Origin of the sequence: Burkholderia sp. BCC1047 (genome assembly GCF_902833155.1) — a bacterium.
Lineage (GTDB): Bacteria > Pseudomonadota > Gammaproteobacteria > Burkholderiales > Burkholderiaceae > Burkholderia > Burkholderia sola.
The window spans coordinates 367,497-380,415 of the sequence record NZ_CADFEH010000001.1 but is presented as its reverse complement, the minus strand read 5'-3'; the positions used below and the strand labels follow the sequence as shown (position 1 = coordinate 380,415).

Annotated in this window: 11 protein-coding genes; 7 read left to right on the top strand and 4 right to left on the bottom strand. The window is 69.1% G+C overall.

Annotated elements, in window-relative coordinates:
• Window position 1 precedes the first annotated feature (1 nt).
• The 3 genes from HWX55_RS01550 to HWX55_RS01540 all read right to left on the bottom strand — a co-directional run bounded on the left by HWX55_RS01550 (window position 2) and on the right by HWX55_RS01540 (window position 2,941).
• Complete coding sequence (locus tag HWX55_RS01550; RefSeq protein WP_175973418.1) at window positions 2-733, bottom strand: ribonuclease T2; 732 nt, start codon at window positions 731-733, stop codon at window positions 2-4.
• A 127-nt stretch (window positions 734-860) separates the two neighbouring features.
• Window positions 861-1,445, bottom strand: a complete 585-nt coding sequence (locus HWX55_RS01545; RefSeq protein WP_175973416.1) for a hypothetical protein — start codon at window positions 1,443-1,445, stop codon at window positions 861-863.
• A 92-nt stretch (window positions 1,446-1,537) separates the two neighbouring features.
• On the bottom strand, window positions 1,538-2,941 hold the full coding sequence (locus HWX55_RS01540; protein WP_175973414.1) for a DUF308 domain-containing protein: 1,404 nt from the start codon (window positions 2,939-2,941) through the stop codon (window positions 1,538-1,540).
• Window positions 2,942-3,286: 345 nt separating this feature from the next.
• Here HWX55_RS01540 and HWX55_RS01535 point away from each other — a divergent pair, with 345 nt between their 5' ends.
• From HWX55_RS01535 to HWX55_RS01510, 6 genes are all read left to right on the top strand, one after another.
• Window positions 3,287-3,925 carry a hypothetical protein gene (locus HWX55_RS01535; protein ID WP_175973412.1) on the top strand — a complete coding sequence of 213 codons (639 nt, stop codon included), beginning with the start codon at window positions 3,287-3,289 and terminating at the stop codon, window positions 3,923-3,925.
• A gap of 47 nt (window positions 3,926-3,972) precedes the next feature.
• Window positions 3,973-4,539: a helix-turn-helix transcriptional regulator gene (locus HWX55_RS01530; protein WP_175973410.1), complete on the top strand. Its 567-nt coding sequence runs from the start codon at window positions 3,973-3,975 to the stop codon at window positions 4,537-4,539.
• Window positions 4,540-4,617: 78 nt separating this feature from the next.
• Window positions 4,618-5,199, top strand: a complete 582-nt coding sequence (locus tag HWX55_RS01525) for an HD domain-containing protein (RefSeq protein WP_175973408.1) — start codon at window positions 4,618-4,620, stop codon at window positions 5,197-5,199.
• 392 nt (window positions 5,200-5,591) lie between these two features.
• Window positions 5,592-6,776: a macrolide transporter subunit MacA gene (macA, locus tag HWX55_RS01520; protein WP_175973407.1), complete on the top strand. Its 1,185-nt coding sequence runs from the start codon at window positions 5,592-5,594 to the stop codon at window positions 6,774-6,776.
• 2 nt (window positions 6,777-6,778) lie between these two features.
• Window positions 6,779-8,824 carry a MacB family efflux pump subunit gene (locus tag HWX55_RS01515; protein WP_175973405.1) on the top strand — a complete coding sequence of 682 codons (2,046 nt, stop codon included), beginning with the start codon at window positions 6,779-6,781 and terminating at the stop codon, window positions 8,822-8,824.
• 6 nt (window positions 8,825-8,830) lie between these two features.
• Window positions 8,831-10,210: an efflux transporter outer membrane subunit gene (locus HWX55_RS01510; protein ID WP_175973403.1), complete on the top strand. Its 1,380-nt coding sequence runs from the start codon at window positions 8,831-8,833 to the stop codon at window positions 10,208-10,210.
• 44 nt (window positions 10,211-10,254) lie between these two features.
• On the opposite strand, the gene HWX55_RS01505 is transcribed toward HWX55_RS01510, so the two are convergent.
• Window positions 10,255-11,793 carry an MFS transporter gene (locus HWX55_RS01505; RefSeq protein WP_175973401.1) on the bottom strand — a complete coding sequence of 513 codons (1,539 nt, stop codon included), beginning with the start codon at window positions 11,791-11,793 and terminating at the stop codon, window positions 10,255-10,257.
• 185 nt (window positions 11,794-11,978) lie between these two features.
• Between HWX55_RS01505 and HWX55_RS01500 the strand changes: the two genes are divergently transcribed.
• Window positions 11,979-12,899, top strand: coding sequence for a LysR family transcriptional regulator (locus tag HWX55_RS01500; protein ID WP_175973399.1), 921 nt, complete (start codon window positions 11,979-11,981; stop codon window positions 12,897-12,899).
• Window positions 12,900-12,919: the final 20 nt, after the last annotated feature.

Here is a 12,919-nt window from a genome sequence, read left to right as displayed (position 1 = left end):
GTCACTTCGCGATAAACACCCCCGACGTCGGGCACGTGCCCTGCGTATTGCCGTCCGTCACGAGCGACGCGGCGCTCGGAAACTGCGCGGTCGCATTCGTCTTCACCGCGATCCATGCTTCGGTGAAGTAGCTCACGCCGTTCGTCTTCGTGCATTTCAGCGACACCGCGCTGCGCGTGTTGCTGCCGAACGCGCCTTCGAACGCCGACAGCAACTGGTTACGCGTCACCGTCTTGCCCGCATTCGCCTGCAGGAACGCGTTGAACGACGTGTTGCCCAACCGGCTGATCATGCCCGACGCCTGGTTCCAGTAAGCATCGGGCGTCGCCGAATTCGAACAGGTGCCGTGCTTGAACCATTCGTGCTTGTCGAGACACGATGCGACGCCCGGCATGTACGTCGACAGCGTGGTGCGCGTCGCGCTGCTGATCGGGTACGCATCCATGCTGCACCACTCGTGCGCGTTGTCGAGGTCGATGTCGTTCTGCGGCACGCCGCAGTAGAAAGGCTGGTTCCCGTCATAGCGGTTCGGCCACAGCCCGTGCAGCGACAGGCTCGTCGCCGCATACGAGCCGGCGAGGTTCGTGCATTCCGGTGTGTCGTGCGACGCGCAGAAGCCGGGCTCCCACGACGCGGCGAGCAACAGGTAGTCGTAGCTGGTCTGCGCGGCGGCGTGCAGTGAAACGGAAGCGACGGCGAGTGCGGCAGCGGCGCGGGCGAGCGTCTTCAGCATGGCGTGTTTCCTCGGAAAAGGCTTGCGGTCGCGGGATGCGCCGCAAGATTGTCGAATGTCTGCCTGCGATTGTTGCTGCCGCAACATGGCACGAATGTGAAGGTGCACGAAAGAATGCGCGGTTCGCTCAGGTGCCGAGCTGCGTGCACGCGCGGGCCGACGCTTCGGGGCCCTCGAGCGAGAGAATCTGCCACACGCCGATGCTGACGCGCCGGCGCGCCGCCGTCGACGGATCGGCCAGCAACGCCTCGACACGCGGTGCGACATCGGGCGCCTTCTGCTTCAGCGCCGCGTGGTGCCGCGCACGCGCCGCCGGTTCCGGCTCGTACACGTCGCACAGGCGCACCATGCCCGCGAGGCCGGCCAGCGTGTCGTCCTTGTCGATCGCGGCCGGCTCGACGGGCTCGAGCCCGTTGCGCTCGGCCGGCGGCAACTTGTTGCGCGCGCCTTCGTCGATCGCCGTGGCGGAGGCCGGCGGCAGGCCGCCGATCGCCGCGACGATCCGGCTGCCCGCGGCGATCATGTCGCCCTGGCACGCGATCTTCTCGGCGGCCGCGACGTTCGAGCAGAACGACACCGACATCCGGTACACGTCGTTGCTCATGCGCGGCACGTCGTCCGTGTCCGCCTGCGCGAAGCCGGCACTCGCCAGCGCAAGCACCAGCGTCAGTGCGGCGGGAGTCAGGATGCGGAACGCTCTCGTCTCGTTCATCGTTGTCGTCCGTGGGTTCTTATGGCGGGCAATCTCGCCGGGCCGCACGGTGGCGCCCTTGTGATGCCGGGCCCTCATCCGGCGCCACGCGTTCACTTCACCGACGCCGCCTCCGATCCGCCGGGCGACAGCGCCGCACTGTCCTGCTCGCGCCACGCGCGGCGCGACGCCATGATCGCGCTCACCGCCGAGCGCGCAACCTTCCACCACGCGAACGGACGCGGATCGGCGAGCATGCTGAGCGCGCGCGCATAGTCGAGCGTGAGCCCGGGCGTCCACGCCATCGTCACCGCGCGCTTGCGGATCTGCGCGGCCACCCACAGCTCGGGCGTGAGCAGCAGCCGCACGAACGCGCCCCACCCGGCCCGCGCACCCTTCAGCCGCCACACGGCGCCGTCGAGCGCGGCCTCGAGCGCATTCGACACGGTGCTCGAGCAGTTGCGGTGCGTGAGGTTGTACGTCGTGTTCTGCCGGTACGACGACCAGAACGCATCGAGCTTGGCCGGATCGTAGTTGCGGATGCGCACGCGCACGGTCGACGGGCACCACGCCGTCGACTCGGTCGCGTAGTCGGGCTGGAACAGGCCGGGCACGTCGTTCTCGCGCGTCGCGCGCAGGATCCGCGTGAATTCGTCGGGAGAGCGATCGATTTCGACGCCCGGATACAGGCTGATGTAGATGCCCTCCGGCGATTCCAGCGCCGCATGGCCGGTCGAGATCACGCCGTTGACGTCCACCGCCGCGATATAGCGGTCGATCAGCGGATAGCGCTGCGCCTCGGCCTTCGACGTGCCGGTCGGTGTCCATACGTGCACGGTGAGCGCGCGCTCGCCGTCGGCCGGCGGGCCGTCCCATTCGGATTGCGCGAACTGCGGCAGGCCCTGCGCATCGTCGAGATCCGGCGCGAGCGCCGGCGCGGGCGACGTCGCGAACGCCGGGTTGCGCGTCAGCCGCCGCACGCGTGCGGCGAGGCTCAGCAGGTGCATGCCGCCGAACATCAGCAGCAGGCCCAGGCAGTACGGCACGGTACCCGCGTAGTGCGTCGGGTACGGCTGAAAGAAGAAGATCGCCAGCAGGATCTCGACGACGCCCCACGCGAACGCGACGTGCCAGCGGCGATAGCGCACCATCCACGCGGACGTGCACTGCAGCAGCCCGTCGACGAGAAACAGCGTGCCGAAGATCATCGACAGCAGGAAGTGGCCGTGATGATGGCCGGCAAACACGAGCCCCGCGGCCACCACGACCGCGATGCCCTTCACGTAGCGCAGGATGCGCTGCCCGCCGACCCCGCTGCCGGCCACCGCGAGCGTCGCGAGCCCTTCGATCAGGAACAGCCACGCGAACAGCTCGATCGGGAAATGCAGCGCGCCGTCGAGCGCGTCGACGAAAATGCCGACGCCCGCGACGACCCACAGCCAGCCGAGCACGGTCAGCCCGCGCCAGCGCGTTCGCAGATATTCGATGCCCAGCAGCAGCAACACCAGTCGTACCATCGCGCCCTCGTATCTTTTTCGGGACACGCGCGGCCTCGCGCGCCCTGCCGTGTCGACCGCGCATCGGGCGACGCGCCGGCCGGAAGACGGTCATCGTTGCCGGCGCATCATGTCGTCGACATGATCGATGGCGGCCGGCACTCGCCGCTCTGGCCGAATAATAAGATATGGCGGGATAGGTTGAAAGCGTCGCGGAAACGTTGTCGATGAAGCGCGGATGCGCACGGCTGCCCGCTGCCGCGGCAGCTTTCCGGTTCGACAACGTGCGGCGGATACGCGAGAATCCGGCTTCCGAGGGCGAAAGCCACTGAACTGAACCGAACCGCACAGACGGAACAACAAGAAATGAGCCTATCCATCACGCGCCGGCGCCTGCTGGCCGCCGGCGTCGCCGCAAGCAGCCTCGCACTGTCGGGCTGCTTCACGCCGAAGCTGTACAAGAACGACGCGTACAGCGAACACGTATCCGCGTTCATGATGACCGAAGACGGCAAGAAACTGGTCGTCCTCGGCACGCGCTACCATTACATCTTCGATCTGCCGGCCCGCTTGCGGCCCGTCCTGCTGTCCGGCTACCGCAAATCGGTACGCACGACATTCGCAGACTTTCATGCGAGCGGCGGCAGCGTCACCGGGCATTACCGGATCGTGCTGCCGAAAGACGCATCGGACGACGATCGACGGGCCGCCTCCGCCGACGGCTTCCTCAGCGAGCCGGCCGGCCTCGTGCTCGAAGGCGACATCGACGGCAAGCGCTACTCGACGGAAGGCTTCGTCCAGAAGGACAACGCGGCCGCGCAACCCTTCAACCGCCCGTACTCGGTCTACATCGTGGAATCGCCGTCCGTCGTCGGCATGGGTCTGCGGATTCTCGCGACGCCGATCACGGTGGCCGCCGACGGCGTACTCGTGCTGGGCGGCATCGTGCTCGTGCCGTTCGCGGCCATCGCGATCCAGGCAAGCGGCGGCATCCGGATCATGTAACGGTGCGGTAACCACGCGCCTGGCACGACCGCAACAGGAGCATCGCCATGACCGCCTCACCGCTTCATTCGTCCTCGCTCGGCCCGCAACTGAAGCGCTGGCGCGCGCTGCACCGCGTGAAGCAAAGTCATGCGGCCGAACTGTTCGGCGTCGCGCAATCGACGATCTCGCGCTGGGAGGCGGGCCTCCAGCAGATGTCGCCCGACGAACGCGCGACGGCCGAACGGCTGCTCGCCGCGCGCATCGATTCGGCGGGCGACCGCGCGCTCGCGCGGCTGATCGCCGGCAGCACGGGCCGCATGCATCTCGTCTGCGACCTCACGCACCGTCTGCTGGCCAGTTCGCCGGCCCGCGCGGCCGAATTCTCGCAGCCGCTTTCGATGCTGCTCGGCACGTCGCTGTGGCGCTACGCGACGCCAGAAATCGTCCGCATGGAAGCCGCGCTCGACCCGCTCGGCTGGCACGATCGCGCGGGGCCGCCGAGCGTCGAGTTCGACACCGGCGCGAATGCGTCGCGCGTCGTGCCGATTCGCGGCAGCCGATGCCGGTGGACGCGGATGACGCTATCGGACGGGTCGGCCGTGCGGCTCGTGGAAACGCTCGACGCCCGCTGACGCGCCGCGCATATTTCATGCGTGGACGCAGCGCGGCCGGCGCGCGTACGCTTGATAGCTCATCGCAAGGACGCGACCATGAATCCCGACACGATCCACGCACGGCTCGATTTCGTGCGCGAAGCCGAACGCCTGAAGAACGTGCTGCGCAGCGGCTACACATCCGCCGGACGCGCGGAAAGCACGGCCGAGCACAGCTGGCGGCTGGGCCTGATGGCGCTCGTGTTCGCCGACGCGTTGCCCGGCGTCGACACGCTGAAGCTGCTGAAGCTGTGCGTCGTCCACGACCTCGGCGAGGCGCTGCACGGCGACATCCCCGCGATCGAGCAGGCCGCGCACCCCGACAAGAGCGCACACGAACGCGACGATCTGCTGACGCTGACCGCGTCGCTCGACCGCACGCTGGGCGACGAGATCGTCGCGCTGTGGGACGAATACGAGGCGGCCGCGTCGCCGGAGGCCCGCGCGGCGAAGGCGCTCGACAAGCTCGAAACGATCGTGCAGCACAACCAGGGCAGCAATCCGCCCGATTTCGACTATGCGTTCAACCTCGGCTACGGCCGGCGCTACACCGACGCCGCACCGTTGTTCCGCGCGATCCGCGAGATCGTCGACGCCGATACGCAGCGCAGGATCGACGCGGGCGGAGACCGCGCGTAAGGTCGCGGCTTTCACGCCCGCGCACCGGGACGAATGGGCGTCGACGCCCGAACAGATCGACGCGCTGCACGCGCTCGATGACGAACGCGACCGGCCGATGATGGCGATCGTCGCCGCGCAGCGGTAGCGCCCGGCGCCGCCTTTTCACAGATTGCAACAATTACGCGGTCTGGCCGACCGCATGGGTACGGCGTCCGCACAATTCAGCACAATTCCCACACGATACGGCGCGAACTCCTCGCTTACCATGAGCGCCTGATTCGATTCGGCATGCCCGCGCGATGCGTACGCGGCGTCCGTCGCGGGCAACACGCCCGACATGCGACGCCGACCGGATCGTTCCGTTCGGCCGCACGCATCGCCGGTGCCTGCCTCATCCTCGCTGCATGCTCATGACCCAGAAGACCCATCGCCGCCGGCGCATCGTGCTGGCTACCCTTGCCGTCGTCGCGATCGCCGCCGGCGTCACGCTGAAGGCCTGCGCGCCCGCCAAGCATCCGCAATACCTGTCCGCGCCCGTCACGCGCGGCGATCTCGAGAACGCGGTGCTCGCGACCGGGGCGCTGCAGGCGTTCAGGCAGGTCGACGTCGGCGCACAGGTGTCGGGGCAGTTGAAGACGCTGAAGGTCAAGCTCGGCGACAAGGTCACGAAGGGCCAGTGGCTTGCCGAGATCGATCCCGTGATCTCGGAAAACGCGCTGCGCCAGGCGCGCGCCAGCGAAGAAAGCCTGCGCGCGCAGCAGCAATCGGCGGCCGCGCAGCTGACGCAGGCCGAACTCGCATTCCGCCGCCAGCAGGCGATGCTGCCCGACGACGCGACGTCGCGCGAATCGTTCGAGGCCGCGAAGGCGACGCTCGACGTGCAGCGAGCCACCGTCGCGTCGCTCGCCGCGCAGATCCGTTCGGCGCGCATCCAGATCGAGACCGCGCAGGCCAACCTCGGCTACACGCGCATCGTCGCGCCGATCGACGGCGAGGTCGTCGCGATCGTCACGCAGGAAGGCCAGACCGTGATCGCGCAGCAGCAGGCGCCGGTGATCCTGAAGCTCGCGAATCTCGACACGATGACCGTGAAGGCGCAGGTGTCGGAAGCCGACGTGATTCGCGTGAGCGCCGGCCAGACCGCGTATTTCACGAGCCTCGGCGAACCGGACAAGCGACACTACGGCAAGCTGCGCGCGATCGAACCGGCGCCGCAGAACTACGCCGACGCGCAAAGCCCGCTCGGCGGCGGCGGCGCGAAGCCGAACGCCGCGGTGTTCTACAACGCGCTGTTCGACGTGCCGAATCCCGAGCACCGGCTGCGCATCGCGATGACCGCGCAGGTCAACATCGTGCTCGGCGACGCGCGCAACGCGCTGATCATTCCGGCCGCCGCGCTCGGCGAGAAGCGCAAGGACGGCACCGTCGCGGTACGCGTGCTGCGCGCCGACGGCAGTACGGAAACGCGCCATATCCGCATCGGCATCAACAACAACGTGCGCGTCGAAGTGCTGGCCGGCCTGAAGGACGGCGAGCGCGTGGTGATCGGCGAAGCATCGGCGGACGAACGCGTCCCGCTGTCGGACGTGGTGTAACGATGCGCCAGCCCCTGCTCAAACTCGCTGCCGTCACGCGTCGCTTTCCGGCTGGCGACAAGGACGTCGTCGTGCTGAACAACGTCAACCTGTCGATCGATGCGGGCGAGATCGTCGCGATCGTCGGCGCGTCGGGGTCCGGCAAGTCGACGCTGATGAACATCCTCGGCTGCCTCGATCATCCGAGCGAAGGCACGTACACGGTCGGCGGACGCGACACGCACATGCTCGACAGCGACGAGCTCGCGCAGCTGCGCCGCGAGCACTTCGGCTTCGTGTTCCAGCGCTATCACCTGCTGCCGCACGTCGACGCGGTCGCGAACCTCGAAATGCCGGCGATCTATGCGGGCACCCCGCGCGCCGAGCGGCACGCCCGCGCCCGCGCGCTGCTCGCGCGCCTCGGCCTCGCGGATCGCGCGCATCACCGGCCCGGGCAACTGTCCGGCGGCCAGCAGCAGCGCGTGAGCATCGCGCGCGCGCTGATGAACGGCGGCCAGGTGATCCTCGCGGACGAACCGACCGGCGCGCTCGACACGAAAAGCGGCCAGGACGTGATCCGCATCCTGCACGAGCTGAACGCGCTCGGCCATACGATCGTGATCGTCACGCACGACAAGGCCGTGGCGCGCCATGCGCGGCGCATCATCGAGATCAGCGACGGCGAGATCGTCGCCGACCGGCCGAACCGCCACTACGCGGAAGCGCTCGCGGAATCTGGCGTCGGCGCGGACCCAACGGCAGCAACGCCCGAAACGGCAACCGACACGCCGCCCGCACCGCCTTCCGAAGATGCACCGCCGCCCGCCAGCGCTGACACCGACATCGCCCCGCGCACCCGCCGCTTCGCCGCCGGCACCGGCCGCTTCGCCGAAGCGTGCCGGATGGCGTGGATCGCGCTCGTGTCGCACCGGCTGCGCACGCTGCTGACGATGCTCGGCATCATCATCGGCATCACGTCGGTCGTGTCGATCGTCGCGGTCGGCGAAGGTGCGAAGCGCTACATGCTCGAAGAGATCGGCAGCATCGGCACCAATACGATCAGCCTCTATCCGGGCACCGACTGGGGCGACAGCCGCGCGGACACGATCCAGACGCTCGTGCCCGCCGACGTCGCCGCGCTCGCCGAGCAGCCGTACGTCGACAGCGCGACGCCCGAAACGTCGCGCACGCTGCTGCTGCGCTACCGCAACGTCGACGTCCACGCGCTCGTGAGCGGCGTCGGCGACAGCTACTTCCAGACGCGCGGGATGCGCTTCGCGCTCGGCGTCGCGTTCGACGACGACGCGGTGCGCCGCCAGGCGCAGGTCGCGGTGATCGACCAGAACACGCGCCGCAAGCTGTTCGGCGCGACGCGCAATCCGGTCGGCGAAGCGATCCTGGTCGACAACGTGCCGTGCGTGGTGATCGGCGTGACCGCCGACAAGAAAAGCGCGTTCGGCAGCGTGAAGAGCCTGAACGTATGGGTGCCATACACGACCGCGAGCGGGCGCCTGTTCGGCCAGCGCCATCTCGACAGCATCACCGTGCGCGTGCGCGACGGGCAACCGAGCGCCGCCGCCGAGAAAAGCCTCGAGAAGCTGATGATCCAGCGCCACGGCCGCAAGGATTTCTTCACGTACAACATGGACAGCGTGGTCAAGACCGTCGAGAAAACCGGCCAGTCGCTGACGTTGCTGCTGTCGCTGATCGCGGTGATCTCGCTCGTGGTCGGCGGGATCGGCGTGATGAACATCATGCTGGTGTCGGTCACCGAGCGCACGCGCGAGATCGGCATCCGGATGGCGGTCGGCGCGCGCCAGTCCGACATCCTGCAGCAGTTCCTCGTCGAGGCCGTGCTCGTATGCCTGCTCGGCGGCACGATCGGCATCGCGCTGTCGTTCGGGCTCGGCGCGCTGTTCTCGTTCGTCGCGCAATGGAAGATGGTGTTCTCGGTCGGCGCGATCGTGACCGCGTTCGTGTGCTCGACGCTCACCGGTGTGATTTTCGGGTTCATGCCCGCGCGCAACGCGTCGCGGCTCGATCCGATCGATGCGCTCGCGCGCGACTGACGAAACATGGCCCTCACGCATTCCTCCCCGCTTCACCGTCTCGGCGCATTCGCGTGCGCGGCCGCGCTGCTCGCCGGCTGCGCGGGCGCGCGCCACGATCCGCTGCCGGCCGTCGCGATGCCCGCGAACTGGGCCGCGCCGGTCGCGGCCGACGCGCCGGCCGCCACGCGCGACTGGTGGCGCAGTTTCGGTGATCCGCAACTCGACGCGTTGATCGACGACGCGCTGCGCGCCAACAACGACCTCGCGATCGCGGCGATCCGCGTGTATCGCGCACAGTTGCAGGCCGGGCTCGTCGATACGAACCTGACGCCGAACGTGACGCTCGGCGCGAACGGCGCCGTGTCGCGTACGTTCGATACGCACCGGACGAGCCGGTCGAGCGGCCTCAACGGTTCGCTTAGCTACGAAATCGACCTGTGGGGCAGGCTGGCCGCGCTGCGCGATGCCGCGCACTGGGAAGCCGACGCGACGGCCGCCGATCTCGAAGCCGCGCGGCTGTCGCTGATCGGCACGACCGCGGCGCTGTACTGGCAGATCGGCTATCTGAACCGGCAGATCGCGCTCGGCGACGCGAACATCGCGTATGCAGAGCGCACGCTCGCGCTGGTGCGATCGCGGCACACGGCCGGCGCCGTGTCGGGGCTCGACCTCGCGCAGGCCGAACAGAGCCTCGCCGCGCAACGCGCGGCGCAAACGCAACTGATCCAGCAGCGCACCGAGAACCGCCACGCGCTCGCGATCCTGTTCGACCGGCCGCCGCAGCAGCGCGCGGCCGAGCCGGCGGCGCTGCCCGACGCGGCACCGCCCGACGTGGCGGCCGGCTTGCCGGCCAGCCTGCTCGGCCGGCGCCCCGACCTGCGTGCGGTGGAATTCCGGTTGCGCGAGTCGCTCGCGCAGGTCGATGCGACGCGCACGAGCTTCTATCCGACCTTCACGCTGACCGGCAGCGCCGGCACGACGAGCACGAGCCTCGAGCGCGTGCTGACGAACCCGGTCGGCACGCTCGGGCTCGGCCTCGCGCTGCCGTTCATCCAGTGGAACACGATGCAGTTGCAGATCAGGGTATCGAAGTCGCAGTACGAGGAGGCGGTGGTCGGGTTCCGCCAGCGGCTCTACACGGCGCTCGCGGAAGTGGAAAACGCGCTGTCGGCGCGCGTGCAGCTCGAACGCGAAGCCGAACAGCGCGCGCTGTCGCTCGCGCAGGCGCAGCGCGCCGAACGGCTGGCCGCCGCGCGCTTCGCGGCCGGCGCGACCGCCGTGCAGCCGTGGCTCGACCAGCAGCAGGTGCTGAGGAGCGCGCAAAGCGCCGACGAACTGACACGCCTGAACCGGCTCAACAACCAGATGAAGCTGTACCGCGCGCTCGGCGGCGGGACCTCCTGACCGGCCGTCGCACACCACATGTCACACGCCCCGCGCCGGCCGCGTCACTCGCACACGGCCGCCCCGCGCCGCGCCGGCGCGAACGCCACCGCGCTCGCGGTCGCGAGCACGGCCACGCCCGCCGCGCCATACACCATCACCCAGCCGAAGCCATGCACGAGCGCCGCGTGCAGCGCCGCGCCGCTCGGGTCGGCCTGCGCGAGCGCCGGCGCGATCGCCTGCAGCCCGTCGGTGCGGCCCGATGCGATCTGCTGCGCGAGCCGGCGCAGCGCCGCGTCGCCGATCGCGCCCGCCGGGCCGCCCTTCAGGCTCGCGACGATCCCCGCCACCAGCACGAAGCCCATCGTCGCGATGTTCAGCGCGAGCGAGATCATCCGCGCGCTCATGTCGATGCCCGACGCCATCCCGGCCCGCGCACTCGGCACCGCGCCCGTCGTCGTGTTGGTAACCGGCGTGTTGGTCAAGCCGAGCCCGATGCCGGCGATCACGCAGCCCGGCAGCATCGTCAGCCAGCTCGCAGGGTCGGCCGCGCTGCCGAGCCGCATCAGCACGAAGCCGGCCGCGATCGTAAACAGCCCGCCCGGAATCACGACGCCCGGCCCGTAGCGCAGCGCGAGCCGTTCGCCGACCGGCGGCGCGATCAGCGTTGGCAGCGTGTACGCGAGCACCGCGAGGCCAGCCGTCACGCTGTCGTAGCCGAGCGCGACCTGAAACCAGATCGGCAAGTAGATCATGAACGGCCAGAAACTGAAGTTCATCCCCATCGAGCCGAAGATCGCGCCGGTGAACGCGCGGATCCGGAACACCGAGAAGTCGAACATCGGCCGCGCGCTGGCGCGCTCCGCGATGACGAAGCCGATCACCGCGAGCACGGTCGCGCCGAGCACGCCGAGGCCGGCCGCGCTCGTGAGCCCGAGTTCGGCGCTTTGGGTGATGTAAAAGGCAAGGCCGAGCACCGCGAGCGACAGCGTGACGATGCCCGCGACGTCGAGCGTGCCCGCATGCGGATCGCGCGATTCCCGCACCGCGCCGCCGATCAGCACGAGCGCGACGGCCGCGAGCGGCGCATGGACGAGGAACACCCACGGCCAGCTCGCCAGCGCGACGATCGCGCCGCCGACGATCGGCCCGAACCCGAGCCCGATGCCGAACACGATCCCCCAGATCCCGAACGCGCGGCCGCGCTCGCGCCCTTCGCGAAACTGGTGCGACAGCACGGCGATCTGGCAGATCAGCATCGCGCCGCCGCTCGCGCCCTGCAGCAGCCGGCCCGCGACGAGCACCGGCACGTTCGGCGCGAGCCCGCACAGCAGCGACGTCGCGCCGAACAGCACGGTGCCGATCACGTACACGCGCTTGCGGCCGAACCGGTCCGCGAGCGTGCCGGCCGCCATCAGCACGGTCGTACACGCGATCGTGTACGCGTTCATGATCCACTGCATGCCGTTGAAATCGCCATGCAGCACGTGTTCGAGCGTCGGCAGGATCACCGGCACGCTCGATATCTCGAGGCCGAACATCAGCGAGGTGAGACAGACGGCCGCGAGCGCGACCGCATTCCTGCGGGAGTCGGATAGCGTCATGCGTATTGCGCGGCGGCCCGGCGACAGGCCGCGCGCCTCCAGGTCAGTAGGATTCGCCGCGTGCGGCCGGCAACGCACGCTGAGCGGGAATCGGTACTATAGTGAGAATTCACCTCCCCATTGACGCACGCACTTCCATGCACTGGGGAATCTCAGGACCCAATCGACGCAACACCTCACCCACGATGACCGACAGACTCGACGGCGTCACGACCTTCGTCCAGGTCGTGGAATCGGGCAGCTTCGCGCTGGCCGCGGAGCGGCTCGACATCACGCGCTCGGCGGTCGGCAAGACGATCGCGCGGCTCGAGAAGCGGCTCGGCGCACGGCTGCTGCAGCGCACGACGCGCAGCCAGAGCCTGACCGACGACGGCCAGGCGTACTACGACCGCTGCGTGCGCGCGCTGGCAGAGCTGGAAGCGGCGGAAGCCGATCTCGACTGCGGCCGCCACGAGGCGCGCGGCAAGCTGCGGCTGAGCGTGCCGCTCGCGTTCGGGCACCACTGCGTGACGCCGATCGTGCTCGACCTTGCGCGCCAATACCCCCATCTGCGGATCGACGTGTCGATCACCGACCGCTTCGTCGATCTCGTCGAGGAAGGAATCGATCTCGCGGTCCGGATCGGCACGCTCGCGGACAGCACGAGCCTCGCGGTGCGGCGGCTCGGTACGCAATACGGCAGCCTCGGCGCGGCGCCGTCATATCTCGCGCGCTACGGGACACCGAAGACGCTCGACGACCTGAAGCACCACCGGACGATCGCGTATTCGCGTTCGGGCGTGGTGCAGCCGTGGGATTTGCGCGCGCCGGACGGCTCGACGGTGCGGATCGACATGCCGCATCAACTGAGTTTCGACGACGTGCAGGCGATCGCCGCGGCCGGTGCGTCGGGGTTCGGGATCGCCTGGGTGCCGAGCTGGCTGCTCGACCATTACGTGAAGCGCGGGGAGATGGTGGTCGTGCTCGATCGCTGCTTCGTCTGCGAAGGCGACATTCACGCGATCTGGCCGAAGACGCGCTACCTGCCGCGCAAGACGCGCTGCGTGATCGACGCGCTCGCGCAGGCGATTCCGCCGATGATCGAGCGCCCGGACGAAGCGCGCTGACACGACTGAAGCCGACGCGC

What these genes read in the sequence shown, in the direction of transcription:
- HWX55_RS01515 (WP_175973405.1), top strand. Translation starts at nt 6,779, where the DNA reads ATGCGCCAGCCCCTGCTCAAACTCGCTGCCGTCACGCGTCGCTTTCCG.
- HWX55_RS01525 (WP_175973408.1), top strand. Translation starts at nt 4,618, where the DNA reads ATGAATCCCGACACGATCCACGCACGGCTCGATTTCGTGCGCGAAGCC.
- HWX55_RS01540 (WP_175973414.1), bottom strand. Translation starts at nt 2,941, where the DNA reads ATGGTACGACTGGTGTTGCTGCTGCTGGGCATCGAATATCTGCGAACG.
- macA (WP_175973407.1), top strand. Translation starts at nt 5,592, where the DNA reads ATGACCCAGAAGACCCATCGCCGCCGGCGCATCGTGCTGGCTACCCTT.
- HWX55_RS01500 (WP_175973399.1), top strand. Translation starts at nt 11,979, where the DNA reads ATGACCGACAGACTCGACGGCGTCACGACCTTCGTCCAGGTCGTGGAA.
- HWX55_RS01510 (WP_175973403.1), top strand. Translation starts at nt 8,831, where the DNA reads ATGGCCCTCACGCATTCCTCCCCGCTTCACCGTCTCGGCGCATTCGCG.
- HWX55_RS01530 (WP_175973410.1), top strand. Translation starts at nt 3,973, where the DNA reads ATGACCGCCTCACCGCTTCATTCGTCCTCGCTCGGCCCGCAACTGAAG.
- HWX55_RS01535 (WP_175973412.1), top strand. Translation starts at nt 3,287, where the DNA reads ATGAGCCTATCCATCACGCGCCGGCGCCTGCTGGCCGCCGGCGTCGCC.
- HWX55_RS01505 (WP_175973401.1), bottom strand. Translation starts at nt 11,793, where the DNA reads ATGACGCTATCCGACTCCCGCAGGAATGCGGTCGCGCTCGCGGCCGTC.
- HWX55_RS01545 (WP_175973416.1), bottom strand. Translation starts at nt 1,445, where the DNA reads ATGAACGAGACGAGAGCGTTCCGCATCCTGACTCCCGCCGCACTGACG.
- HWX55_RS01550 (WP_175973418.1), bottom strand. Translation starts at nt 733, where the DNA reads ATGCTGAAGACGCTCGCCCGCGCCGCTGCCGCACTCGCCGTCGCTTCC.